Origin of the sequence: Saccharospirillum impatiens DSM 12546 (assembly GCF_000423605.1) — a bacterium.
Classification (GTDB): Bacteria; Pseudomonadota; Gammaproteobacteria; order Pseudomonadales; family Natronospirillaceae; genus Saccharospirillum; species Saccharospirillum impatiens.
The window spans coordinates 146,420-171,756 of the sequence record NZ_AUIH01000008.1 but is presented as its reverse complement, the minus strand read 5'-3'; the positions used below and the strand labels follow the sequence as shown (position 1 = coordinate 171,756).

The 25,337-nt window shown below is 55.0% G+C and carries 25 protein-coding genes; 12 read left to right on the top strand and 13 right to left on the bottom strand.

Translation table 11 applies throughout. From position 1 onward, the window contains the following. Positions 1 to 275, bottom strand: a 275-nt coding sequence (locus G565_RS26335; protein WP_169579623.1) for a transposase family protein, incomplete at its 3' end; no start/stop codon positions are given. Positions 276 to 435: 160 nt separating this feature from the next. Here G565_RS26335 and G565_RS23465 point away from each other — a divergent pair. The 3 genes from G565_RS23465 to G565_RS25925 all read left to right on the top strand — a co-directional run bounded on the left by G565_RS23465 (position 436) and on the right by G565_RS25925 (position 4,160). Continuing rightward, a complete protein-coding gene (locus G565_RS23465) occupies positions 436 to 1,968 on the top strand; it encodes a methyl-accepting chemotaxis protein (protein ID WP_051207584.1) in 1,533 nt (510 codons plus the stop codon). A 108-nt stretch (positions 1,969 to 2,076) separates the two neighbouring features. Further along, the gene (locus G565_RS0108125) at positions 2,077 to 3,369 is read left to right on the top strand and encodes a ferredoxin reductase family protein (protein WP_028670479.1); all 1,293 of its coding nucleotides are present in this window, start codon (positions 2,077 to 2,079) and stop codon (positions 3,367 to 3,369) included. Continuing rightward, complete coding sequence (locus G565_RS25925) at positions 3,366 to 4,160, top strand: cytochrome b5 domain-containing protein (protein ID WP_051207582.1); 795 nt, start codon at positions 3,366 to 3,368, stop codon at positions 4,158 to 4,160. The genes G565_RS0108125 and G565_RS25925 overlap by 4 nt, the downstream gene beginning before the upstream one ends. 46 nt (positions 4,161 to 4,206) lie before the next feature. Here the strand turns inward: G565_RS25925 and G565_RS0108115 are convergent, their stop codons facing one another. Beyond that, positions 4,207 to 5,202: an NADP-dependent oxidoreductase gene (locus tag G565_RS0108115; protein WP_028670478.1), complete on the bottom strand. Its 996-nt coding sequence runs from the start codon at positions 5,200 to 5,202 to the stop codon at positions 4,207 to 4,209. Positions 5,203 to 5,339: 137 nt separating this feature from the next. Between G565_RS0108115 and G565_RS0108110 the strand changes: the two genes are divergently transcribed. The 5 genes from G565_RS0108110 (at position 5,340) to G565_RS0108090 (ending at position 10,190) form a co-directional block, all read left to right on the top strand. Further along, positions 5,340 to 6,248 carry a LysR family transcriptional regulator gene (locus G565_RS0108110; RefSeq protein ID WP_028670477.1) on the top strand — a complete coding sequence of 303 codons (909 nt, stop codon included), beginning with the start codon at positions 5,340 to 5,342 and terminating at the stop codon, positions 6,246 to 6,248. Positions 6,249 to 6,319: 71 nt separating this feature from the next. Next, entirely contained in the window at positions 6,320 to 6,733 is a 414-nt protein-coding gene (gene arfB, locus G565_RS0108105; RefSeq protein WP_028670476.1) for an alternative ribosome rescue aminoacyl-tRNA hydrolase ArfB, read from the top strand. A gap of 169 nt (positions 6,734 to 6,902) precedes the next feature. After that, positions 6,903 to 8,018: a GGDEF domain-containing protein gene (locus G565_RS25920; RefSeq protein ID WP_051207580.1), complete on the top strand. Its 1,116-nt coding sequence runs from the start codon at positions 6,903 to 6,905 to the stop codon at positions 8,016 to 8,018. 51 nt (positions 8,019 to 8,069) lie between these two features. Further along, a complete protein-coding gene (locus G565_RS0108095; RefSeq protein WP_028670475.1) occupies positions 8,070 to 9,275 on the top strand; it encodes a BaiN/RdsA family NAD(P)/FAD-dependent oxidoreductase in 1,206 nt (401 codons plus the stop codon). Between the two features lie 57 nt (positions 9,276 to 9,332). Continuing rightward, entirely contained in the window at positions 9,333 to 10,190 is an 858-nt protein-coding gene (locus tag G565_RS0108090; protein WP_028670474.1) for a PA4780 family RIO1-like protein kinase, read from the top strand. On the opposite strand, the gene G565_RS0108085 is transcribed toward G565_RS0108090, so the two are convergent. Next, positions 10,187 to 11,122 carry a MurR/RpiR family transcriptional regulator gene (locus G565_RS0108085; protein ID WP_211227145.1) on the bottom strand — a complete coding sequence of 312 codons (936 nt, stop codon included), beginning with the start codon at positions 11,120 to 11,122 and terminating at the stop codon, positions 10,187 to 10,189. The genes G565_RS0108090 and G565_RS0108085 overlap by 4 nt on opposite strands. A 250-nt stretch (positions 11,123 to 11,372) precedes the next feature. On the opposite strand from G565_RS0108085, the gene G565_RS0108080 reads away from it, so the two are divergent. The 3 genes from G565_RS0108080 to G565_RS0108070 are packed head-to-tail and all read left to right on the top strand — an operon-like array spanning position 11,373 to position 14,294. After that, positions 11,373 to 11,879 carry a TRAP transporter small permease subunit gene (locus G565_RS0108080; RefSeq protein WP_028670472.1) on the top strand — a complete coding sequence of 169 codons (507 nt, stop codon included), beginning with the start codon at positions 11,373 to 11,375 and terminating at the stop codon, positions 11,877 to 11,879. Beyond that, on the top strand, positions 11,879 to 13,207 hold the full coding sequence (locus G565_RS0108075) for a TRAP transporter large permease (RefSeq protein WP_028670471.1): 1,329 nt from the start codon (positions 11,879 to 11,881) through the stop codon (positions 13,205 to 13,207). The genes G565_RS0108080 and G565_RS0108075 overlap by 1 nt, the downstream gene beginning before the upstream one ends. Positions 13,208 to 13,259: 52 nt before the next feature. Further along, positions 13,260 to 14,294 (top strand): TRAP transporter substrate-binding protein, encoded by a 1,035-nt coding sequence (locus G565_RS0108070; RefSeq protein WP_028670470.1) that lies wholly within the window; start codon positions 13,260 to 13,262, stop codon positions 14,292 to 14,294. Here the strand turns inward: G565_RS0108070 and G565_RS23450 are convergent. The 10 genes from G565_RS23450 to G565_RS0108020 all read right to left on the bottom strand — a co-directional run bounded on the left by G565_RS23450 (position 14,285) and on the right by G565_RS0108020 (position 24,012). Continuing rightward, positions 14,285 to 14,950, bottom strand: a complete 666-nt coding sequence (locus G565_RS23450; protein ID WP_051207579.1) for an SCO family protein — start codon at positions 14,948 to 14,950, stop codon at positions 14,285 to 14,287. The genes G565_RS0108070 and G565_RS23450 overlap by 10 nt on opposite strands. 8 nt (positions 14,951 to 14,958) lie before the next feature. Further along, on the bottom strand, positions 14,959 to 15,279 hold the full coding sequence (locus tag G565_RS0108060; protein ID WP_028670469.1) for a cytochrome C oxidase subunit IV family protein: 321 nt from the start codon (positions 15,277 to 15,279) through the stop codon (positions 14,959 to 14,961). Positions 15,280 to 15,312: 33 nt separating this feature from the next. Continuing rightward, on the bottom strand, positions 15,313 to 15,984 hold the full coding sequence (locus G565_RS0108055) for a heme-copper oxidase subunit III family protein (protein WP_028670468.1): 672 nt from the start codon (positions 15,982 to 15,984) through the stop codon (positions 15,313 to 15,315). Positions 15,985 to 15,989: 5 nt separating this feature from the next. Beyond that, positions 15,990 to 16,667 (bottom strand): cytochrome c oxidase subunit 3, encoded by a 678-nt coding sequence (locus G565_RS0108050; RefSeq protein ID WP_028670467.1) that lies wholly within the window; start codon positions 16,665 to 16,667, stop codon positions 15,990 to 15,992. Next, positions 16,664 to 18,439 (bottom strand): cytochrome c oxidase subunit I, encoded by a 1,776-nt coding sequence (locus G565_RS23445; RefSeq protein WP_037338242.1) that lies wholly within the window; start codon positions 18,437 to 18,439, stop codon positions 16,664 to 16,666. Before G565_RS23445 ends, G565_RS0108050 begins: the two co-directional genes overlap by 4 nt. Positions 18,440 to 18,484: 45 nt before the next feature. Then, the gene (locus G565_RS0108040) at positions 18,485 to 19,834 is read right to left on the bottom strand and encodes a c-type cytochrome (RefSeq protein ID WP_028670466.1); all 1,350 of its coding nucleotides are present in this window, start codon (positions 19,832 to 19,834) and stop codon (positions 18,485 to 18,487) included. A gap of 200 nt (positions 19,835 to 20,034) precedes the next feature. Further along, positions 20,035 to 20,568: a hypothetical protein gene (locus tag G565_RS0108035; protein ID WP_028670465.1), complete on the bottom strand. Its 534-nt coding sequence runs from the start codon at positions 20,566 to 20,568 to the stop codon at positions 20,035 to 20,037. A 331-nt stretch (positions 20,569 to 20,899) separates the two neighbouring features. Then, entirely contained in the window at positions 20,900 to 21,424 is a 525-nt protein-coding gene (locus tag G565_RS0108030; protein WP_028670464.1) for a TlpA family protein disulfide reductase, read from the bottom strand. A gap of 87 nt (positions 21,425 to 21,511) precedes the next feature. Further along, positions 21,512 to 22,135: an arylesterase gene (locus G565_RS0108025; RefSeq protein ID WP_051207577.1), complete on the bottom strand. Its 624-nt coding sequence runs from the start codon at positions 22,133 to 22,135 to the stop codon at positions 21,512 to 21,514. A 14-nt stretch (positions 22,136 to 22,149) separates the two neighbouring features. After that, complete coding sequence (locus tag G565_RS0108020) at positions 22,150 to 24,012, bottom strand: patatin-like phospholipase family protein (protein WP_028670462.1); 1,863 nt, start codon at positions 24,010 to 24,012, stop codon at positions 22,150 to 22,152. A 278-nt stretch (positions 24,013 to 24,290) separates the two neighbouring features. Here G565_RS0108020 and G565_RS0108015 point away from each other — a divergent pair, with 278 nt between their 5' ends. Beyond that, the gene (locus G565_RS0108015) at positions 24,291 to 25,316 is read left to right on the top strand and encodes an adenylate/guanylate cyclase domain-containing protein (RefSeq protein ID WP_028670461.1); all 1,026 of its coding nucleotides are present in this window, start codon (positions 24,291 to 24,293) and stop codon (positions 25,314 to 25,316) included. Positions 25,317 to 25,337 lie beyond the last annotated feature (21 nt).

Genomic DNA, 25,337 nt, shown 5'->3' with positions numbered 1-25,337 from the left:
GAGACCGTTTTAACACCATGGCCCTTACACTTGACCCTTGGCAACCGAGCGTGCAGGTAAGTAGCAAACTGCATGGTATCCAGATGGCGCCAGGTCCGGGATTCACGTTCATCGTGTTTTGGACATAATGTTCCGCACTCAGGACACGCGCCAGTGGAGTCGACATACTCAATCTCGATATCGACTCGGCTATTGGCCATGTTGAGGTCTACCGAGCTTGTCTCCCAGGGCGAATGAATACCCAGAAGCAGTGCATAATGCTCTTCGATTTCCACAGAAAGACTCCCCGTAAATTCGGTATGATCAAGTCCTGATTATACTGGATTTCCACAGGAAACTACGAAGAGCCTTAAATATCTTGAAGCAGTAGATGAGTTTGGTAATCGAGAGTCTGAATGGTACCTGTGCAGCCGGGATACACTGGAACCTTGCATCATGGAACCTTACCTGTATGAAATTGAAGAGGGCTATGAGGTTCTGCTGACCTCTCTGGTTCACCCGGTGGTTGTCGGTAATGAGTTTAGAGGCGTTGCGGGCGTTGATATAAACATGCCCCAGGTTCAGGAGCAGGTGTTGGCTTACCAGCGTGAACTGTTTGGCGGGGCCGCGAACATCGCCTTGCTCAGTGACCTGGGTCTGCTGGTGGCCAGTTCGGCGTATCCGGATCGATTGGGGGAATTGAATGAACGGGTCGATACGTCCATGGCGCAATCGCTATCAACGATGACCGGGCAGGTTATGGCAGATGCCAATACTCTGCTGGTACGGGCGCCGGTAGTTATTGAGGATGCGGGTGTTGAGTGGACGGTGGCCATTTCAATACCACGATCCGTTGCGTTTGCTGCCAGCCAGGAGCTCGAGCAGAGTCTGCGCCAGGGGTATCAGTCGACAGCCGCCTCGATGGCTGGCATAGGTCTGGTACTGGTGGTGATTGCTATTGTGCTGATCAGTTTCTGGTTGCGCAGCAGCACCCGGCCCATGCGCCAGATGCAAAGTCTGGTCGACGAACTGGCTGGTGCCGGAGGTGACTTGACCAAACAATTGAGTGTGTCCAGCCATGCTGAACTGATCGCCATTGCCGACGGGTTTAATCGTTTCACGGGCAAGCTACGCGACATGATTCAAGTGTTGAAACATTCTGCCGCTGAGCTTCGGGATCAGAGTCATATTTTGGTGACAACCTCCACTGATACGACCGCAGCGACGTCTGCGCAACAGGAAGAAATGCAGAGCGTTGCGGCGGCCATGAACGAGATGTCGGCGACCGCCAACGAGGTTGCTCGTCTGGCCAGTGGGACCGCCGGAGATGCTGAGCAATCGAACCAGTCATTGCAGCAGGCGCGAGAAGCGTTTGCGCACACCGTATCGGAAATCAGAGTGGTGGCAAAAGCCATGACAGAATCCAGTGAGCGGGTTGCACTGGTTGCAAAAAGCACGGACAACATCAACGGCATTACCCAGGTGATTGAGGGGATCGCCGAGCAAACCAATCTGCTGGCACTGAACGCGGCTATTGAGGCTGCGCGAGCCGGGGAGCAAGGGCGTGGTTTTGCCGTTGTTGCCGATGAAGTGCGCAATCTGGCCGGGCGAACCCAGTCGTCAACAGTCGAAATTCGGGCGCTGATTCAGACCCTGCAGCAGGAAGTTGACGCAGCGGTCGGTCAGATCCAGAGCAGTACGGAACGCATCAATATCACCGTCAGCGACGCAGATAATGCGTACCAGCAAATGGAAACGGCGGCCAATGGTATCGCCTCGATCACCGACAATGCCGCTCAGGTCGCGACAGCCGCTGAGCAACAAAATCAGGTGAACGAAGAAATCAATCGCAACATTAACCGGGTTGAAGTAGCCAGCGTTCGCCTGGCAGAGCTGGCTCAGGATGCCCAGGGTGTCAGCGATTCAATGCGCACTATCACCGATGACCTGGACCGGCAACTAAGTCAGCTAAAGGTGCAGCCGGATTAACCCTGCAACCTGCGCAGGGAGCCGGGTCATTGCTACCGCTTGATGTGGATCAACCGGTTCCGGAGGGATCTTTGCTATAGTGTGTGCTCGGCTACCTAAGGAGCATTCATGCGCTGGTTCAAACCCGGAGAGGGAATACTGTTGGTACTGGGGCTTATCCCGGTGGCGATATTTCTGCTGAATCACTGGCCTTCACCTTCCACCGATCCTGTGGTTTGGTTTCGCTGGAGCGGTCGTTTGGTGGGTGTCGTTGGGCTGACGTTGCTACTGCTGGCGGCGCTGATGAGCCTGCGGCTACCCAAGCTTGACCTTATGTTTGGTGGTTTACCCCGGTTGTGGAGGATCCATCGACTGGTCGGGTTTATGGGGTTTGTGAATATCTTGCTTCACGCCTGGCTGCTTGGCTTTGCGACGGTTACCCAGGGTCGCACTCTTAGCCTGGCCGGGCTATTTCCTGATGTTGCTAATTGGCCTATATGGGCAGGGTGGCTTGCTCTGGCGCTGATGGTGGTGTTTCTGGCGCCGACATTCCAGTTCTTTGGCCGGTTGAATTACCAGCGCTGGAAACGGTTGCATCTATTATCAGCACCGGCCCTGGTATTGGGCTTGATTCATACCTTGCCCTTGGCTGATCAGCCGCTGGTTTGGTGGGTGCTGGGCGCTCTGTCTATCGGGGCCATCGTTTGGCGCAAAGTGTTATCTCCTCATCTGGGCCGGTCGGCCTGGGAAGTCGCTGAGGTGCGGCAACTGAAGCACGATGTGGTCGAGATTTGTCTGAAGCCATTGGGCGAACCCATGCGCTATATGGCGGGCCAGTTTGTTTACCTGACGCCACAAGTACCGGGGCTGAGCGCCGGCAATCGCGAAGAGCACCCCTACACGATCGCCTCGGCACCGTCTGACCCGATGCTGCGACTCGGTATCAAAGACCTCGGTGATGCCAGCCATGCTTTGCAACAGGTGCCGCCGGGCAGTCGTGTGGACGTCGAAGGTCCTTACGGTGACTTCTATTTGCGCCATTACCCGAAGCGCGATCAACTTTGGCTGGGTGGCGGTATTGGCATTACCCCTTTTGTCAGTGGTGCGCGCGCGATGCTGGACGACCAGACCGATGCTTCTGTGCATTTGTTTTATCTGTCACAGGATGAGTATCGCTCCTACTATCTCGACGAACTTCAGAACATTGCCGTCAAGCAATCTCGCTTTGATATTACCGCTCATCATTTTTCCGTGCAGGGCGCAGTCACCGTTGCTTTTTTGGAAGAGCATTGCCCGGATTTCCGCGACAGAGAGGTCTACTTGTGTGGCCCTCCAGGCATGATGAAACACCTTATTCCCTTGTTGAAACGGGCCGGTATCACAGGCAATGCCATTCACAGTGAGGTCTTTGATTTTTTATGAATAAATTTGCCTATTCTGCACTGATTGCATTCGTCAGCAGCCTGCTGACGCTGATCGCCGTGGTCTGGGTTGCGCCAACGGTGGCGGAATCTGATGCTCGTGTGCGTGAAATCACTTTGGATGAACTGGCCACTCACAATTCGGCAGACAGTTGCTGGAAAGAAATTGAGGGACTGGTGTATGACGTCACTGATTTTATTGACCGTCATCCAACGCCGGCATCGGTCATGACGCAATGGTGCGGGCGTCCGTCAACCGAGGGTTGGGTCGATAAAGGCAATGGCCGGCCTCACAGTCAGGGTGCCGAAGCGCTGCTGGATGATTTTCTGGTGGGTTATCTTGAGGGTGCGGATGTGGATCTGGCGGCGCTCAATCAATCGATCAATGAGGCGGCGGTTGACGCCAGCGAGCGGACCGCCACGGGCACTGAAGGTCAGGGCGTTCGTTATCGCGATGGCAGTTACTATGCCGAGGCTGAGCCCGGCAGTCGCGGAACCTTTGGGATTATTGAAATTTCAGTGCAAGGCAATCGTATCGTTGGTGTGTATTTCGATGAGTTCGCACGAGATGAAGACGGAACGGTTAATTATCGCAAGTCGGCCGACATGAATTATGCCGAGCGCTGGCGACGCGTCAGTGGCGGGGTAACGCAATTGTCTACCTACCCGGCTTATGAGCGAATGTTGATCGAGCAGGGCGTGCCCGAAGGAGTTGATGCCATCAGCGGCGCAACCGGGGCCCACGAAGCCTTTGTAGGGTTGGCGGCGCAAGCCCTGTCAGATGCTCGTTGAGCGAAGGGGCCCGCACTGCTGCGGGCCCCTTCGCTAAGCAACCTGATTACAGTTTGACGATGAGTTTGCCCTCGTTACCGCCTGTGAAAAACAGGTTCAAACCGGTCATGGCTGACGCCAGGCCTTCCAGGGTGTGAGCCCGGTATTTGATCTTGCCCTGCTGCACATAGGGCGTCAGTTTTTCCAGCAACTGCGGCGCCTGGTGCAGGTGATCCGGCATGGTGAAGCCCTGAATCAGCAGGCGTTTTTTGATGATGTTCATCCAGTTTGGGCCGGGGCTTGGTTCACGGGCCGTATAGTCGGCGATCATACCGCAGACCATGATCCGCCCATGAGCGTTCATGCGTTCGAATACCCGGTGTTGTATCGGGCCACCAGTGTTTTCAAAGTAAAGGTCTATGCCCTCTGGCGCCAGAGTATCGAGCTTGGTGCCCAGGTCGTCGGTTTTGTAATTCACCGCACCATCAAAGCCCAGATCATTAATGATCCAGTCGGCTTTTTCATCACTGCCAACCACGCCAATCACCCTCAGGCCATCGGCTTTGGCCAACTGACCGACAATGGAACCAACTGAACCGGCGGCACCGGACACGACGATTGTTTCCCCGGCCTTGGGTTTACCGATGCTGAAGAGCCCCTGGGTGGCGGTTAAACCGGGCAGGGCAAAAATCGACAACAGCATGTCGGGCGGTAACGAAGGGTCTACCTTATTGATGCCCTGTCCGTTGCTGAGAGCCATTTCCTGCCAGCCAAACATGCCCATGACGCGGTCACCGGGTGAAAAATCAGGGTGCTTTGATTCAATGACTTCGCCCAGGCCCGACGAGCGCATTACGGTACCCAGCTCAACCGGTGGAATATAGCTTTCTGTATCCGGTGACATCCACCCCAGCATGGCGGGGTCGAGTGACATGTGTGTCTGGCGAACCAGAAACTCGCCCTCGCTCACCGTTGGTGTGGGTTTCTGGATGACTTCGAACAGCTCGGGACCGATAGCACCTGAGGGTCTTTTAATTAAGTGGATGGCTGTATAGGTGTTCATGATGGGTTCGCCTCGTTCATGGTTGATACGGTTTGTTGTCGACTGTGATCTATTATTGCGCACTTAGGGATGATAAAAAGCCTCAAATAGGCGAATATTTGTTGTCTTAAAGGCAATAATAGAGGCGTGACACGACCATGGATCAGCTAAGGGCCATCAAGTATTTTGTGAAAGTCGCTGAAACGAGCAGTTTTTCGCGGGCAGCCGAGCATTTTCAGGTACCCCCGTCGTCGCTTTCACGCCGGGTGGCTGATCTTGAGGCGCACCTTGGCGCGACCCTGCTGAGCCGATCGACCCGGGTGGTGCGGTTGACTGAAATCGGGCAGCGCTATTACCGCGACATCGTGGACGTACTGTTGCAACTGGACGCCACGCACGAGGCCGTCAGTTTATACCAGACAGACCCCATGGGCCGGCTGCGCATCAGCGCCATGGTTGGGTTCGGCGAACAGATACTGTTGCCGCTGATGGACCGGTTCAACCGACTATATCCCGAGGTTGAGCTCGATATTACGCTTAGCGATGAATTGAGCGTGCTCGACCGTGACGACGTGGACATCGCCATTCGCGGTGGCTACGCACCGGATGCGCGGGTGATTGCGATCAAACTGATGAATAACGATTTCATGGCAGTGGCCTCACCGGCCTATCTGGCACGGTTCGGCACACCAACCCACCCGCGCGATCTGAAGCAGCACCGGGGGCTTTATTTTCGCACGCCGCAAGGGCCAACCCGTTGGATCTGTGAGCTGGACGGCCGTTGGCAGGATGTGTCCGCTCCCGGGGTGGCGACCAGCAATGCCGGGCGCTGGCTGTTGGACAGAGCGGTTCGGGGGGAGGGTATTCTGATGTTGCCGGACTGGGTGTTAAAGCCCTATCTGGACAGTGGCGACCTGGTTCCCGTTGTGGTGTCTCCTGGCCTTCGGGTGACCACTGAACCTGGCCTGGCCATCTATTTGTTGTATCAGAAACGGCGCTACCAGGTTCCCAAAATACGGGCGGCGGTTGACTTTCTGGTCTCCGAAGTGCCCCTGTTGCATGCCTGATCAGGGTTGCCGGGCTGGTAATGCTTGTGGTTTGATCGTGACCAGTAAACCGAATTCAAGACAAGGAACCTATGCTTCAACTATCCAATGCTGTCTCACTGGCCGACTGGGAGATCGATATTGTTCAGATCCGGGCCCAGGGGGCCGGGGGCCAAAACGTTAATAAAGTCGCTTCGGCCGTGCATTTGCGGTGCGATGTGCCCAAAACCGCCTTACCTGATTTTTATAAAGAGCGTTTGCTGGCCCTGTCGGATAACCGTATTACCAAAGACGGTGTGATCGTCATTAAAGCCCAGAGGTTCCGCACCTTTGAAAAAAACAAAGACGATGCGCTGCAGCGTCTGGCGGATTTGATTCGCGGTGCGGTCAAACAGGAAAAAGCACGCAGGCCCACCAAACCGACCCGCGGGTCGCAACGCCGTCGCGTAGAAAAGAAGGTTCAACGTGGCAAGACAAAAGCCATGCGTGGCAAAGTTGACCCCTGACGCAGACCAGCAGCTATGCCGCTGCTAATTGGTTTTGCGACCTGATCAGGAAACGATCATACTATCGGCTTCGTTTGTGTCGCAGTAGGCTATATCCCGGAATGCATGCTCAGAGTAACGCCTGATGACATCGGCTACCCCCATCGCTGATTCTCCAAAGAGAACCCTTATGGCCGACCGCCGACGCCGGCGAGGACTGCGTCTTCTGGTACGCTGGCTATTAGGGCCCGACTCCGACACGCTCAAGCAGCAGCAACTGATACTGATCGTGACCAGCTTCGTTTTTTTATTGCTGTCGGCTTTGTTTAATGGCCTTTTTGGTATTACACCGTTTTTGTTGGTTGCTATTTATGTCGCCGCGTTACCGGTATTTGGCGGGCTGTGGTGGCAGGGGCGCTGGCGAGACAGAACATCTGAAGCAACGGCTATATCGTTGGCTATTCTGGCACTGGTTGTGGCTCCGGCAACCTGGTTTTTAAACGCCGGTTCGCAGGGACCAACGTTGATTCTTTACCTGGTTCTGGTGAGTTATGCCGTGGGCGTGCAAAGCGTCTGGGTCCGCTGGCGAGCCGGGTCGCTGATTCTCTTGCTGGTCTCGCCCGTTGTTTGCCTGTTGTTGGAGATGTGGGTTCCACATTGGGTAACGCCCTATCCGGATACCTTCACGCGCCTGATCGACCTGGTGTTCAGTTACTCCGCCGGAGCCATGTTGCTGATCATCGTTATTCTGGGGCATGTCCGTCGTTTCAATCAGGAACTGTACAAGGCCAATGTGTTGTCCAAGCGGCTGACGGATATGGCCCGCAAAGACAGCCTTACCGGTCTGTTAAATCACAAGGTTATTCACCAGGGCGTGATGGCGGCGCTGGCACACCAGCGGCCTTTTTCACTGATCATGCTTGATTTGGATCACTTCAAGAAAGTAAACGACCGGCACGGTCATTTGTACGGAGACACAGTCCTGGTGCAGTTCGCCCTGGTATTGCGGGCTTGTTGTGAGCCTTCCAAAGGCCAGGTCGGACGAGCGGGCGGTGAGGAATTTCTGGCGATCATTCCCGGCCCGGAGGAGGCGGCGAATAACTTTCTCTCCCATCTGCGCACTGAATGGGCGATATGCAGTCTCGAACATGGGGCTGTGACGTTCAGCGCCGGAGCGGCAAGCTGGGTTCCGGGCGATTCCTTGAACAGCCTGATTCAGCGCGCAGACGACGCCTTGTACGGCGCCAAGGATGGGGGGCGCGACCGATGGGTCGTGTCCACCGCTTCGTCAGGCGCCGGGCTGTGATACACTCTGTACCAGTTATCTTACAGAGCCAACGGGACCCCCAGATCTGATATGCAGCAGTACGATGGACTGATTATCGGCGGTGGTGCCGCCGGCCTGATGTGCGCCGCTGCCGCGGGTCATCGTGGCAAACGCATGCTGGTGCTTGAGCATACCAAAAAGGTTGGCAAGAAAATCCTGATGTCCGGTGGCGGACGCTGCAATTTCACCAACTACGAGGTGGAGCCCTCCCATTTCATTTCCCGAAACCCGCACTTTTGTGTATCCGCACTGAAGCGCTATACCCCCTACGACTTTTTGTCACTGGTGCAAAAATACGACCTGGCGTTCCATGAAAAGACGCTGGGGCAGCTGTTCTGTGACCGGTCGTCAAAGGACATTCTGGCTGTGCTGCTGGCAGAGTGCGAAGCCGCAGGTGTCGACATTCGTACTCAGTGCGAGGTTGAATCCATCGAGTACAATGAGGACCAGACTGACACTCGGTTTCAATTGACCACATCGACTGGCCGGGTAGCGGCCCCTTCGTTGGTGGTCGCCACCGGTGGATTGTCAATTCCCACCATGGGCGCAACCGGGTTCGGTTATCAGGTGGCCGGTCAGTTTGATTTGAAAGTGGAGCGCCGCGATGCTTCTCTGGTGCCATTCACGCTGTCAGGTGACTTGCTGGCGCTGGCGCAGTCTTTGGCGGGTGTCGCAGTGCCGGTCAGTGTGTCCTGTGGCGATACCCGATTTCGAGAAGCGATGTTGTTTACGCACAAGGGCCTGAGTGGCCCTGCCATGTTGCAAATCTCCAATTACTGGATGCCCGGCGAGGCCATCGAAATCGATTTCTTGCCGGATGTCGCCATTGCCGATTGTCTGGCACAGTGGCGTACTGAAGGTCGCAAGGGCGAGCTCAAAAACGCTCTGGCGCTGTTACTGCCAAAACGGTTTGTGCAGGCGTGGCTGGATCATGACCCGGCTGTACGTGCGCTGGGCAGCACCACTCTGGCCAACCTGAGCAAAGCCGATACGGAAGCGCTTGGTCAGGTATTGCACCGCTGGAGACTGATGCCCGCCGGTACAGAAGGTTACCGCACGGCAGAAGTCACGCGGGGCGGTATTAGTACGGATGAAGTGTCGTCAAAGACATTCGAGGCTAAGTCGGTTCCGGGGCTCTATTTTATTGGCGAGGTTCTGGATGTGACTGGCTGGCTGGGCGGCTACAATTTTCAGTGGGCCTGGGCCAGCGGCCATTGTGCGGCGCAATACCTGTAAATTCGCGGTTGCGCAAAACGGGAACAAACACACCGATTGGAAGAGGAATATAACTGAATGAAAGCCCCTGCACGCCTGCAACCTCTGATTGAGGATGGCGTCATCGATGAAGTCATCAGTGCTCTGATGAGTGGCAAGGAAGCCGCTGTGTTTGTTGTTCGCTGTGGCGATGAGATTCGGTGTGCCAAAGTCTATAAAGATGCTAAAAAACGCAGTTTTAAACAGGCCGCCACCTATACCGAAGGCCGTAAGGTGCGCAGCACTCGCCGCGCCCGAGCCATGGAAAAAGGCTCGCGTTTTGGCCGCAAGCAACAGGAAGAAACCTGGCAGAATGCCGAAGTGGATGCCTTGTATCGCCTCGCGGCGGCCGGTGTGCGTGTGCCTGAGCCCTTTGGTTGTATTGACGGCGTGATGATCATGGAACTGGTCACCGACGATGACGGCGGTGTTGCTCCCAGGCTCGACGACGTTGTACTCACGCCGGAGCAGGCGCGGGAAGATCATGCGCTGATGATGCACTACGTTAAATTGATGCTGAATGAAGGCCTGATTCACGGCGATCTGTCTGAATTCAATGTATTGGTCGATGCTTATGGGCCGGTCATTATTGATCTGCCGCAAGCGGTCGACGCCGCCGCCAACAATAACGCTCAGTCGATGTTGAAACGCGATATCGGCAACATGACGCGCTACTACGGGCAATTTGCACCCGAGCTCAATCAGACTCACTATGCGGAAGAACTCTGGGCACTTTATGAAGCCGGTGATCTGACCGACGATACCGAACTGACCGGCCACTTTGACGTCGATGAATCCGCCGCTGACGTTGATGGTGTGTTGGGAGAAATTGCGGCCATTCTGGCCGAAGAAGAAGAGCGCAAAGGCTGGGAAAATGCTGAGGATTTGGACGACTAGCGCGGTCGTTTGAACAAACGGGTTCGCTCGTACAGATCTTCTATCCGCTTCAATCGTGCGCTGGTTTCTTCCCAGCGCCGCTCCTGAACGCCTGCCAGTAGCGCTTCGACCAGCGCCATCAGCGGGGTCAGTGAATCCCAGGCGGAAGGGGCTTCAATGTGGCAGGGCATGGTGCAGCGCGCATGGACAGCGGCAGGTGATACCCAGCGATCGGTAATCAGTACAATTTCAACACCCTGCTCACGCGCCAGCTCGACCAGTTGCACCACGGCGGGTTCATAGCGGCGCACATCGAACGCCACCAGTACATCTCCTTTATTCATATCCAGCAGAGCCGTCGGCCAGGTATTGGGCATGGATGACAATAAGACGACTTCACCGCGCATCACCTTGAGAGCCGTTGCGAAATAATCCGCGATGGAATGCGTCAGGCGGCCACCCAGCGCATAGATTCGTCGCTCAGGGGCTGAGAGCAATCCGGTTGTGGCATCGAAGCTGGTTTGATCAACCTGTCCGAGGGTGGCATTCAGGTTGTCGACGAGTTTATCGGCAAAGTGGTTGAGAATGTGGGCACTTGGGTAGGCATCGGCCCATTTATCGTGTTTGGTCAGCGGTGATGCCAGCGTCTCGCTCAACTCCTCATGCAAACCCGCCTGAAAATCCGGATAGCCCCCATAACCCAGTTTTTGCACCAGTCGCACCACTGTCGGGCTCGATACACCGGCAGCGCGGGCGATGGATGCGACCGAACCGAGCACCGTTACCGGGAAATTACCCAGCATGTACGTCGCTACTTGCCGTTCGGCCCGCGTCAGTTTCGGCAGTGCGTTGCGCAGTAGGGTCTCTATGGTATGGGCCTGTACGTTCATCGGTTTGAGTCTCTGAGTGGGTGTTAAAAACGGGATGCTGACTGTCTCAAACCGGTGCGTCATTGGCCAGAGCAACCCAAGTCAGTGCATTTCAACGCTGCACAAAGTTTAGTCATTTTGTTTGAATTGTAACAGTCTATGTAATTCTGAAAAGATATTGACAAGATGGTGAGAGCGACAGAGACTGGTTTTAACGTTGAGTAGGAAAGGACCGTCCAATGCTGACTGCCGATGCCTGTACTGCGACCGGTACAGCCGGGGCCCTGCAGACCCTCATCGCGACGAAAGCCTCGTATGACCCGGGAGTTCGGTCATGCCACGTTTCCTGATTGTGTATGTACGCTGGGTTGAACGCCTGAATTATGGCGTCGGCCGGGTGGCTATGGTCTCACTGTTTGCCTTAATGGGCGTTTTGCTGTGGGGCGCCATCGCCCGTGCTGGCTGGCAACCCCAGATCTGGACCGACGAAATGGCCCAGTTTTTGTTAATGGGTTATTTCATGCTCGGTGGTGCATACGCTCTGCAACTGGGTTCGGCGGTGCGCATGGATTTACTCTATAGCCGCTGGTCAGATCGCACCAAAGCCGCCGTCGATGCGGTCACCATTCTGATGCTGCTTGTTTATCTGGGTGTACTGCTCTGGGGCGGCATTGAAAGCACCCTTTATGCCCTCGAATACTCTGAACGTCGCCGGGGTCTCTGGCGTCCTTATATGGCACCGGTCAAAATTGTCATGGTCATTGGCATTGTGCTGATGATCCTGCAGTGCACGGCCTTCTTTATTCGCGATATTGCGCGCCTGAGAAAGGTAGAGCTCTGATGTCCTACGATTTGATTGCCGCGCTGATGTTCGGCTCCATGCTGGTGATGATGCTGACGGGTCAGCGTATGTTTGGCGTCATTGGGTTCGTGGCCGTTGTTGCGGCCGTTTTTTTGTGGGGCGAGCGGGGCGGCTATGATCTTGCCTTCGCCCAGACCATCAAAGTCATGAACTGGTATCCGTTACTGACGCTGCCCATGTTTATTTTCATGGGGTACATCATGTCTGAATCGCGCCTGGCGGATGACCTCTATCGCATGTTTCATGTCTGGTTCGGCCCGGTGCCCGGTGGTTTGGCGATCGGAACCATCTTGCTGATGGTGCTGATTTCCGCGATGAACGGTTTGTCGGTCGCGGGCATGGCGATTGGCGCGACCATTGCCCTTCCTGAATTGCTGCGCCGGTCTTATGACAAACGCATGGTCACAGGGGTTATCCAGGCAGGCGCCAGTCTGGGTATTCTGGTGCCGCCCTCGGTGGTGATGGTGCTGTATGCCATGATTGCACGCCAGCCCGTCGGGCAGCTTTGGCTGGCCGGTGTATTGCCCGGACTGTTGCTGGCGTCGCTGTTTATTGTCTATATCTGGTTGCGCTGCAAATTGAACCCGGAGCTGGGGCCTCCCATTTCCGAGGAAGATCGGCAGAGCATCAGTCAGCGCGAGAAGTACACATTATTGTTGGCCGGCTTGATGCCTCTGGGTATTTTTGCGCTGATGATGGTGCCCTTTGTCATGGGTTATACCCGGCTGGTGGAAAGTTCGGTTATTGGTGCGCTGGCAGCGACGGCTGTATCCGCGTTCAAAGGCCGCATGAGTTGGCGGGTTCTGGAAGTCTGCAGTCGCAATACGCTTGCCATCAGTTGCATGTTCTTGTGGATTATTCTGGCTGCACTGGCCTTTGGCGCGGTGTTTGATGGCCTCAGGGCCGTCGATTTTGTGCGCAGCCTGTTTATGGACAACCTGGGCCTTGGTCGCTGGGAAATCCTGATTCTGATGCAACTCAGTTTCATTTTGATGGGCACGTTTCTGGACGACACGGCCATGCTCGTTATCGTCGCACCACTCTATGTGCCCATAGTCAGCATGCTGGAATTTAACCTGATCTGGTATGGGGTGCTCTACACCATTACCTGCCAGATTGCTTATATGACACCCCCTTTTGGCTACAACCTGTTTTTAATGCGTGCCATGGCACCGAATGACGTAACGCTGAGTGACATTTATCGATCCATAATTCCGTTTGTGGGTGTAATGATTCTCGGATTAATCATCGTGATGATGTTTCCACAAATCGCACTCTGGTTACCCGAGACCCTTTACAACCGCTGATAAGAGGCTGCGCTGGTGCAGCCTCGGCTTCAACTGGAAAGAGGGAATAACCATGACATCAAGACGTACGTTCATTAAAGCCGGAGCAATGGCCGGTGCCGCTGCCATAACGGCCCCCAAGGTGCTCGCTGAGTCGACCATTCGCTGGCGCCTGCAAACCTACGCGGGTTCGTCACTGGGCGCCCAGGTGATCAAACCGGCGGTGGATATGTTCAACGCCATCGCCGGGGATGAAATGCAGATCGACCTGTTTTACGCCGACCAGTTGGTACCAACGTCTGAACTGTTTCAGGCAATGCAACGCGGCACTATTGATGCGGTTCAGTCCGACGATGACTCGATGATGTCGCCTACGGATGTCACGGTCTTTGGTGGTTATTTCCCCTTTGCAAGCCGCTATTCTCTGGATGTTCCGGCCCTGTTCAACGACTGGGGGTTAAATGAAATCTGGGCTGAGCAATATGCATCGGTGGGTGTGAAACACATCTCTGCCGGGTCCTGGGATCCGTGTCACTTCATTACCACGTCGCCCATTACCAGCTTGTCTCAACTGGAAGGAAAGCGGGTGTTTACTTTCCCAACGGCGGGCCGATTCCTGAATCAGTTTGGCGTAGTGCCAGTAACGGTACCCTGGGAAGATGTTGAAATCGCTTTGCAAACCGGTGAAATTGACGGCGTTGCCTGGTGTGGTATTACGGAAGCCTATGAAGTCGGCTGGGCCGACATCTGCTCGCATTTTCTGACCAACAACATTTCCGGCGCCTGGATTGGCCATTTCTTTGCCAACATGGAGCGCTGGAATGAATTGCCCGCCCATCTGCAAACATTGATGGCAGCGTGTTTTGAGCAATCGCACTATTATCGCCAACACTGGTATTGGGCCGGTGAAGCTCGGTTGCGTACACAGGGCACCAAGCTGGAACTGACGTCGATTCCGGATGCGGAGTGGGCGCAGGTTGAACAGGCCGCCCGGGTCTTTTGGGATGACATCGCGGAGGAGTCCGAAACGGCAGCGCGTGTGGTGCAGGTATTTAAAGACTACAACGCTGCAATGGACAGGGCAGGTCGCCCTTACCGCTACAGTTGACGGGCGTTTACCCAACGACGAACGGTCAGATAGTCCTGAAGTAGCCGGTCAGGTTCGAAGTGCAACCGACCGGTCAGGGTTCGGGTTGGGTCAAGCACGGCTTGCAGCTCGCCCTGATCGTTGATAAGAAACAGTTTCAGACCGTGTGTGACTTGAACCGCACCCTGGGCATCCTGTGTCACGCTGGCATGGATTCCCAGGGCTGATTCAAACGCCCGGGCTTGGCGGTCGGAATCAGCGCGCCAGCCACTGATTTGCTCATGAAACCAGGGCAGGTATTCGGCCAGCTGGTTCAGCGAGTCCCGCCCCGGATCGACGGTATAAAAATGCAGGTCCAAATCCCTATACCGGGTGTGTTGATTAAGCGCGCGCTTGAATTGAGCCATTTCCACCAGTGTCGTCGGGCAAATGTCGGGGCAGTGCGTGAACCCATAACTGACCAGGTGCCAGGAGCCGGGAAGCGTCTGAGAGGTGATCACGGAACCGTCGTGTTTTTGCAGTGTAAACTCAGGCAGAGGGTGTGCGGGCATCAGCCAGGCGCCTTGTATCCCGGGCAGAACAGGAACCCCAGTGGGCAATACCCACCAGCCCAGTGCAGCCAGAAGTGCCAGAGCAACCAGAGGGGCCGTCAATTGAGTCAGCCTGGTGTTTTTCACAACCGCGATTACCCGGCCAGGAAGTTCAGTCGGCTGCTTAGGGTGTAGTTCCCCTCAATGGCCATAAAGGCGATGAATATCGGGATGGCCAGCGTTGGAACCAATAGCGCTACTCGCAAGGTGATGGGCTCCCAGGCAAAATGCATGAAGATACTGAGTATCAGTCCGGCCTTGAGAAACATGAAAACCAGAATCAGCCCCCAGCGCAACAAACCCTGAAATTGCAGGTAGTCAACCATGTACGACATTGCGCTGAGCACAAACAAAAGTCCCCAGACCTTAAAGTACAGGCTTAACGGGTGCTGTTGACCCTGAGTGTCTGCGCTCATAATTCCTCCTGATGTCAGCCGGTTTTTACCGGTTTACCACAAATAAAAAAAGGCAAAAATAAACACCCATACGAGATCAACAAAATGCCAGTACAGTCCGGTAATTTCGACAATCTGAAAGCCCTTTTTATCGTAATGTCCGAGTCTCACCTTGATCGCGACGATCGTTAAGTAGATCACTCCGCCAGTCACGTGCAAACCATGAAAACCGGTGATCATGAAAAAAGTGGAACCGAACTGAGCCGCCCCGAGGGGGTTACCCCAGGGTCGAATGCCTTCCTCGACAATCAGTTTGGTCCACTCATAGGCTTGCATGCCAACGAAGCTGGCGCCCAATACAGCGGTGGTAATCATCAGCCAGAATGTCGCATGCTTATTGCCCTGATAGGCCGTGTTTACCGCCATCGCCATGGTGCCACTGCTGGTGATCAGGATGAACGTCATGATGGCAATGAGCAGGAGTGGAATGTGTTCTCCGCCCACCACCAGTGCAAACACTTCGCTGGTTAGGGGCCAGGCCTCAGAGGCTGATATACGAACGTTCATGTATCCGATCAAAAACAGACTGAAGATGAAGGTGTCGCTGACCAGGAACACCCACATCATCACCTTGCCCCAATTGACTTTAAAGGCTTCTTTGTCGGCCGACCAGTCAACAACCATGTTCTGCCAATAGCCTTTGGGCGCGCTGTTCATATCCGTCATGATGGTTACCCCAGGCCGCAAGCTGCAGCAATGATGGCATAGGTTTCCGGCGTACGGGTGAGCAGGAAAAACAACAGTAGCCAAAGCGCCAATAGATAGTGCCAATAAGTGGTACAAGCCTTCACCGCAACGGCAACCTGGCTAATACTGCAGCCCCGGCCGATTCGAATGAAAACCCGTACAACGGCCAGGACTCCACCGAACAGGTGCAACGCGTGCAAGCCGGTAAATAAAAAGAAGTACGCATTGGCCGGGTTCTCACTGACCCCGTAGCCCAGGTTGACGAGGTAGTTCCAGGTCGTCCATTGCGCCATGATAAACACCAATGCCAGAAACCCGCCCACACTGATGCCAAGCATAACCCCATCGGGCCGTTGCGTTTTGACGGATCGCCAGGCCCAGTGCATGGCCGCACTCGCGGCGACCAACACAGCCGTAGTGGCCCAAAGCCTTGGGCTCTGGTTGAACGGTAACCAGGGTTCACCGGCCAGTGCCTGAAAATCCGGATATTGTGAACGAGTCAGAAAAGTGACAAAAATGAGAATGAACGCAATGCTGATAACCATCAGCAGGAACCGCAATGCAATTTGAGCCGAGGGCGTGCCGCCCTCAGGGTCAAATTGCATCGGCCCCTGAGGCATTGCCAGCCAGGGTTTCTCGGTCAGTGCGCTGAAACCTCTCATGTCGATTCCCTCCCGGATGTGAAGCGGTCATATCCCGGCTCATATACCACTTCACTGTCGGGCACATGCTGTGGAATAAAATCTTTTACAACGCCGGGAACACTGTAGTCATAGGCCCAGCGATGCACTGTCGGCAATTCACGACCCCAATTGCCGTGATGGGGTGGCACATCTGGCGTATGCCACTCGAGCGATGCAGCGTCCCAGGGGTTGATTCGGGATTTGGGTTCGCGCTTTATCGTCCAGAACAAGTTGAAAATGAAGATTAACTGGAACAGCGCGACAATAATAACAGCGATGGTGATGTTCGCATTGAGCGCATGGGCTGAATCGGGAATGAAGCTGGTGTCACCCAGAGCGTAGTAGCGGCGGGGAACCCCGAGAAATCCAATGTAATGCATCGGCAGATAGATTGCGTAGGTACCGATAAAGGTTCCCCAGAAATGAATCATTCCCAGGCGGGTATTGAGCTGTTTGCCAGTCACCAGGGGAAACCAGTGATAGATGGCGGCAAACAGGACCATGATAGGCGATACGCCCATCACCATGTGGAAGTGGGCGACCACGAAAAAGGTATCGGATAGCGGCAGGTCGATCACGACATTGCCCAGAAAGAGCCCGCTTAACCCGCCATGGGTAAAGGTAAAGATAAACCCGATGGCGAATAGCATGGGCACTGTTAAGTGAATGTTGCCTTGCCAGAGCGTGAGCACCCAGTTGTAGACTTTAATGGCGGTAGGCACCGCGATAATGAGCGTGGTCGTGGCGAAGAAGAACCCGAAGTAGGGGTTCATGCCGCTGACATACATATGATGTGCCCAGACGACGAAACTCAGCCCGCCAATGATAACAATGGCCCACACCATCATGCGATAGCCAAAAATATTCTTGCGTGCGTGAACGCTAAGGACATCGCTGACCATACCAAAGGCGGGAAGCGCAACGATGTACACTTCGGGGTGGCCGAAAAACCAGAACAGGTGTTGGAACAAAATCGGACTGCCGCCTTCATAGTCGGTCGCTTCACCTAGCGATACAATGGCGGGCATGAAAAAGCTCGTCCCCAGGATCGAATCGAACAGCATCATGATGGCGCTGACAAGCAGGGCAGGGAAGGCAAACAGACCCAGTATGGTCGCGGTAAAAATTCCCCATATTGTTAGCGGCATGCGCATCAGTGTCATACCCCTAGTGCGTGCCTGAAGAATGGTTGAAACGTAATTCAGGCCGCCCATGGTAAAAGCGATGATGAAAATGGCCAGTGAAGCCAGCATCATCACGATTCCCATACCCGACCCCGGCGTTCCTTCGAGAATGGACTGCGGCGGGTACAGCGTCCAGCCGGCACCGGTAGGTCCGCCAGGTACAAAGAAGCTGGCCAGCAATACCAGTACCGATAGAAAATAGAACCAGAAACTGAGCATGTTCAGGTAGGGAAACACCATGTCTCGTGTGCCGACCATCAGGGGGATCAGGTAGTTCCCGAAACCGCCCAACAATAAGGCTGTGAGTAGATAGATCACCATGATCATGCCGTGCATGGTCACAAATTGCAGATACATGTTGGGGTTGATGAAATCAAACTGGTCAGGGAAACCCAGTTGCAAACGCATAACCACAGACAGCATCAGGGCGACCAACCCGACAAAGATCGCCGTGCAGGCGTACTGAATGGCGATGACTTTATGATCCTGACTCCAGATGTATTTGCCGATAAAGGTTCGAGGGTGATGCAGCTCGGGTTCCTGGTCAGCAATGGCAATGTGTGTCATGGCAAATCCCTGTTTAAACGTTCTTATGAGTCTATTGGGTTCCGCTTACAGTGTTGCGATATAGGCGAGCAGGTCGCGCAAACGTTCAGGGCTGTGAATGGTGCGAGTCATCAGGCGCATCTGCGTTCCGAACTGATCCTCCGGGTGCTTGCCCCGCCAACCCATGCTGAAATGTTCCAGTTGCCGTTTCAGATACAGGTCACTTTGCCCTGCCAACGCCGGAGCGCTGAGTAATACCTTTCCATCGCCTTGTGCGCCGTGACAGGCTATGCAGGCACCATAGAGTCGCTGGCCGTTGGATACGTCGCCGGACAGCGTGCCGCCGACATCAACCGGATCGAGTGATTCGATATAAGCCAACAGGTCTGCTTCGGATTCGACATCGGTACTCTGCGCGATGGTTGCCATGGTTTGTCCCGGCGAGTCTGCTCGCTCAGTGCCGCGAATACCGTTCCGGTAGTGTTGGAGTTGCCGTGCCATATACCGGCTGTCAAGGTGGGTCAGGTTGGGCGCATTTAGAGCGTCATTGCCCTGGCCGTCAGCGCCGTGACAACCAGCGCAGCTCTGATACCGGGTTTCGCCTGAGGCCAGATTAACGGCGTTGGTCGACTGGACGTCGGCAAAGGTGGGGTAGGTTTCAAGCCAGGTTTCGAATGCGGGCTCCGTTTCAACCTGAACCTGCCCCTTCATGGTGTAATGCGCCAGGCCGCAGAGCTCTTCGCACAGGACGTCGAAGGTACCTTCTCGGGTCGGTGTGAACCACTGGTAAGTCTGTGTGCCGGGCACCAGATCCATTTTCACCCTGAACTGTGGTACGGCGAAATTGTGCAAAACATCATTGGAGCGCAGCACCAGTTTGACGGGTTGGTCGACTGGCAGGTGCAGGCGGTGATGTTCGATCAGAATGTCATCGGCGCCGTCGGGGTCGCTCGGGTCGAGACCAAACCGGTTAGCGTTACTGACAAAGCGCGCGTTGGCTGCTCCGAGTACACCGTCTTCGCCTGGAAAGCGGAAGGTCCATTGCCATTGTTGGCCAATGGCTTCAACTTCCATGGCATTGTCTGGCACATGAACCACTTTGGCCCAAACGATCAGGCCCGGTGTCAGCATCGCGATCACCCCGATGCTGGTCAGGGCCGTTAGCCAGATCTCGAGTTTTTTGTTTTCGGGTTCGTAATGCGAACGCCGGTCTTTGTTATGGCGATACCGCCAGACCGTCCAGGCGAGAAACAGGTTGACGGCGATGAATACAAAGCCAGTAATCCAGAAAGAGATCTCGATGGTGGTATCGATCAATGACCAGTTAGACGCAAGGGGCGTTAGCCACCAGGGGCTGGCAAAATGGAGTATAAGAGTTATCGCGACCAGACCGACAATGACGATGGCTATATACACAGTGTCCCTCCTGAGCACGACCGGCCCGAACGTTGAGTTCGCAGCTGGCGCGTAGCGAAACAGCACGGAGTTTCTGCTGTGTATTTCGCCAGGTAGCTTGGTGTTGTTATTAGGTTGGGCCGATTCCTACCGCCGGTTATTCAGCGGCCCCGGTTCAAACCGAACCCGGACTCCTGTTTGGCGTTCGACCCCAGGGTTGATCAAACGCGTTTAAGCTTTGAAAAAGGTGAAATAAAATGTCGGTCGATAGCCGCAAACTGAGCGTCAGGGTGGCGTTCTTCCATGGCCTTTTTAACCGCGCCCTCTTGGCCTTTTGGCGTGTATATCAGAATCAGGTATTTGCCCGCTTCGATGTCGTCGTGAAACGGTTGCAGCTTCTTGTTTTCGGTGTCGACGCCCCATAGGCCTCCTTCCCAGATACCAAACAGAGTGGTGACGGCCACGAAGATTCCATTTACCCACCAGGGAAGACTGTCACTAAAAACACCCGTCATGTGAAACAGAGTGATCAGCAACAGGCCCGCACAAAACCCGATGAGCCCTCCAAGTATGGAGCTGTGATAAAGGTCGAGTGTTTCGATATAGTTGGCCGATTGAATGTGCTTTTGGGTTAGGCCGGACTCGTCTTTACTGATGACGTGTATGTACCAGTCGGAAATACCAACTTCGTGCAAATCCTTTGCGATATCGGCGCTTTCTTTCAATGTCGGCGATAAATAGTATAAGCACTTCATTGGAGACCCTCTTTTTCGATAGATCTTTTATTTAACCAAGGGTTCGCTGTTGAACAGCTACCTGGTTTTTATTGTTTGGCTTAACGTTAATTCAAGCCTGTGTTTTTTCAACCGGCTAAAAAAGACTAATGGGGTGTTGAATTGCGATTCAATCTGAACGATAGCTGTGTGAACATTCATGCCAATCTTTAAAACAGTCGAAATATCAGTCGGTTAATGCACTAAAATAGATATACAACGTGAATATTTATTCACACATCATGTTTTTTTCGCTATTAACAGATATTTTTTAACCGTAAATCAGTATAAAAGCTGCGTGGATTCGTCTTCGCTATTGGGTCAGCTCAGGTAATAGCGCTTCCCACTGCCTTATTAGCGCCGGGTCGTTCCAGTCTGCATAGCCGTCGAGCTGGTAACGTACCTGGCCATGGCTGTCTACCAGAAAGGTGGCGGGCAAACCTGTCAGTGGCAATTGCCGGGTAAACTGTGTGGTGGCATCGAGCATGACCGGCATGTCTATCGAGTGGGTGTTCATAAACTGTTTTACCTGGTCAAGACTGTCTCCATAATTCAGCGCGAGCCATTGAACTCCGGCGTCCGGATAGCGTGCTTTCAGGGCGTTGAGGGCAGGAAGCTCGTCAATACAGGGTTTGCACCAACTGGCCCAAATATTGATGAATACAGGCCCTTCTGGTGAGTCGCTGACCTCATTTTTGAGTGTCAGCAGCGCCGGTACGTCCGGCAATGCCAGGCCGGTAACTGGCCTGAATGTTTCAGCAATGGCGGTTGATGTAAGGGTCACGCAGGTACCGATTATGGCCATTGCAGGTATGCGGGTTAACAGTGATTGAAACATCGGCTCGACCTCCTAACGTTGATCGCATCTGGCGCGCCAGTTTTGCCCATTGAATGTGCCTGGCTCGCATGGCGTTACAGGCTTTGTTCAGGGCAGGGCGCCGGTATCGTATAGCAGAGCCGAGACGGCCTGAGCAAACTGCCGGTAGCCCTCGCCATTAAGGTGCACCTGGTCCGATTTCAAACTCGCGTTGCCTTGCAAGTCGGCCATGATGTTGTTTTCGACTGGAACGTCGTATTGCGTGGCCAGTTCCTCGTACAGCCGGGCCGACGACAGAAAAAGGCCTGGTTCCGGTACGCCAATCAACACTACCTGGATTCCTCTCGATTGCATTAGCTCGATCATGGCGGCCAGGTTGGCTTTGGTACCGTTGGTGTCCTGGCGGCGCAGAAAATCGTTGCCACCGTGGCACAGAATAACCAGGTCGGGCTGGAACTGGTCAAGCACCCCAGGCAGTCGCTGGCGGCCCTGGGCGCTGGTTTCGCCGGACGCACCGGCATTGATCACTTCAATGTCCGTTAGCTGTTGCAGCACGGCTGGGTAGGCGTTGCTGTTGCTGGCGCCTACGCCCACCGTCAGGCTATCACCGAATGCCAGAATTCGATCACCGGGGCCGATCGGGTCGAGTTGGGCGCCGCCACAAGCCGTCAGCAGCAGGACGCTTGCGATGAGCAAGGCAGCCAGCCGCTTTACTCTTACTGTGTTTCGCAACGATATTGCCTCTTTTATTGAGTCGTTTTTTCGCCCGCAGCTTGTCGTGCCAGTACCTCTTTCCCGTGATCGTAGCCCTGACGTACGGCCTGGTCGAAGCGACGCCAGTCGAGTAGGCCAACCTTTTTCAGCGGCGGGTTGAAGTAGAGGTCGGTCAATTGCTCTGATTGGGTGCGCCGCGAGGTGCTGTATAAAATGCTGACATTCATCAGGTAGGATGCCAGTGACGGAAGTTTGTATTTGCGCTTATGACGTTTGCGCAGCCGATCGCGCAGTAGCGCCCAGGTGCCGGGGACTTCATCAAAGGTGAGTGGTCGTCGTGCAGTGACGCTCAGGTCGATTCCGATCACCGTGCCAACGCCACGGGCCTTGCGCATGATGTCGACCGGAAAGTTGTTCAGGGTGGCGCCATCACACAATAAGTCGCCTTTGTGCAAAATAGGAGGCAGTGCCCCGGGAATCGCTGTGCTCGCGCGCAGAGCTTTCGCCAACGGACCGTGGCGCATGACATGTTCTTCGGCCCGGGAATAGTTGGTCGCGACGCAGTAATAGGTTTTCCAGAAATCTTCCAGGTCGGCGTCGTGTCCGAGCAGCTCTTTAAACGCCTGTGCAATGATTTTGGCCAGACGTTGGCCGCGAATCAGCGACAGCATGGGCAGCCAGTTGAAATCGCCTGTCGGATTGAGTTGAAACGAACGACGGCAGATGTCGAAGGTGGGGTCAATGGGCTGGTCTGCTGCAACGAGGGCGGCCATCACCGCCCCCATGCTGGTACCGCCGACGTAGTCGATTTCCATACCCGCTTCCTGCAGTGCCTTGAACACGCCCAGATGTGCAAATCCGCGAGCGCCACCGCCTGCCAGAACCAGGCCGACCGCTGTGCGGGTTTCTATTCGGGCCAACCGGGCCATATCGCGTTCAAGATCGGGCCGGATATGAACGTGGTCGGTTACTGGTCGCCGCTCAAGCCAGGTCCGGGTGTTGCGCGGTGCCCGGGTGTCGGCAGGGTGTAGCAGCACCAGCACTTCTGCCGCTTCCGTGCGCAGTGAGCCTCCGCTCAGGCATTCGGTTTCGATCGGATGCAGCGCCGGGGACTGGGTGGCGTCAGCCAATAGCAGGATTTCATCGCTGTGCCGGCAACAGCGCCGGGTCCAGTCCGACGGGGTGTCGTCGGCCACCAACAGTACAAAGTCGGAGTCCGATTCGACCTGGTCCAAAAACAGTGTGATACGCCGCTGCCGGTCGCGAGAGTCGGAGTGCAACGCTGGGTCTGACTTTGCCAGGTGCGCCTCCAGTATCGAGGAATCGAGCAGGGTGACCGAGCCCTGTTGTTCCAGCTGGGTTTTTAGTCGGGCTGCCATATCACCGGGGTTAACACCTTCGGATACAGGCACCAGCGTTATCGTCACAGGCAATGGCATCGGGTTGACGATATGCTGGGTTTGCAGGCGTTGTATGATCTGCCGGGTAAGCGCCATGGACAGGCGGTGGCTGCTCGCTAGCAGGTTGTCGAAATGAATTTTGTCCAGCCGAACCAATACCGAGTCGCGAATGGCGACCACGGTGGCTGTGCGCGGTTCGCCGGTATACAGACTCATTTCGCCGAAAACCTGGCCACGGCCCATTTCACGCACAGGCTGTGGCGCACCCGCCTCGTCTTTTATATAGGCACGCAGGCGCCCGCTGACTGACAAATAGAGTGCATCACCCGGGTCTCCCTGCTCCATCAGCGTCTCGCCACCGGCGATTTCCACCCAATCGAGTTGTTCTCGCAGCAATGCCAGTGCCTCGGGCTCAATCTCGCCCAGAAAGTCAGTCAGATGCTGATCCAGCAGCAATTGGTGGTGTGCCTGTATATCCGGGGTGTGCGAGTCCAACTGAAAGTCTCCCTATCGGGTTTCGGTTTGTTGAGTCGTAGTCGGGCCGGTAGATAACGGAAGATCAGAATTACAGAGAAGTCACGGCCAGTAAAGCGGGAATCCGTGCCGATGTTGTCTGACAATGCCGCTATTGTGTACCGTTCGAAAGAATGTGCTAGCTTAGTGTTCAGTCCCGGCAAGGTTAGCGGCGAGGGAACTTCACAATACACAGGGCAGTGTGACACAAGGACTTCGGTCAGCAGGCGCAAGTCTGCCCGATTAGCCAGGACCCGGACATGAAAGAACATCAGCTCAACGCCATTCTCTTCAGTGACATTGTCGGCTATTCCAGTCAGATGGCTGCTGATGAAGCCACAACGCTGGATGTGCTGCAACGCAACCGTTTACGCCACCAGCGCATTGTTACCCAGTATCAGGGCCGTATTGTCGACACCATTGGCGACGGACATCTGTGCCTGTTTTCCAGTAGCCTTGACGCGGTGCACGCCGGGCTCGCGCTGCAACAGGATCTGCACGCCAGCCAGGATGAGACCCGGTTAAGAGTGGGTATTCATGTTGGCGATACTGTTGTTGAGCGCGACGGCCTGCGCGGCATTCGCGTGATTGGAGATGCCGTCAATACCGCTTCGCGTATTGAAAGTAACGCCCCGTCGCCCGGGGTCTGGGTGTCGGCCCGGGTTGCTACCGACCTGCGCAGCCATGCCCAACTGACGTTTGAATCAGCGGGGATGTTTGCGTTAAAAAACCTGCCCGAACCGATGGAGCTCTTTCAGGTGCAATTGGCTTCGGGGTCAGTGCCGGCAGCTTCACCCAGGGCCCGTTTTTCCTACCGCCACCAGCGTTTCAGCCGTGCGTCGGTGCTGGCACTGGGTACGTTCCTGGTGGTCAGCCTGGCGGGGGCTTTCGTTGCCTCTCAGGTCTTTGACGAACCGGAGTACCTGGCTGTTCTGCCTCTTGAGTATGTTGGTGCTGATGCTGAGAGTCAGTATCTGGCCACAGCTCTGTCGACGCGACTGCAATCCCACCTGGCGCCCCTTGAAAACATCAAGCTGGCATCCCAGTCGAATGCCCGGCGGCTTACGGATGCCAGTGGGTATCTTGGCGAAGAAGAGGTCGACTTTTTCATCGAAGGCAGCCTGCTACTAGTTGATCAGCAGGTGACGATTGAAATCAGCGTGGTGGAAGCTGATGCCGACGCCATTCTGTTCAGCGAACAATGGCAGGGCCCGCTTGATCAGTTGGAGCGTCTTGAAACCTCGGTGCTGAACACCCTGGGTGACTATGTGGCGGGGTCACTGTGAGGCAGAACGCCGGGTGCAACC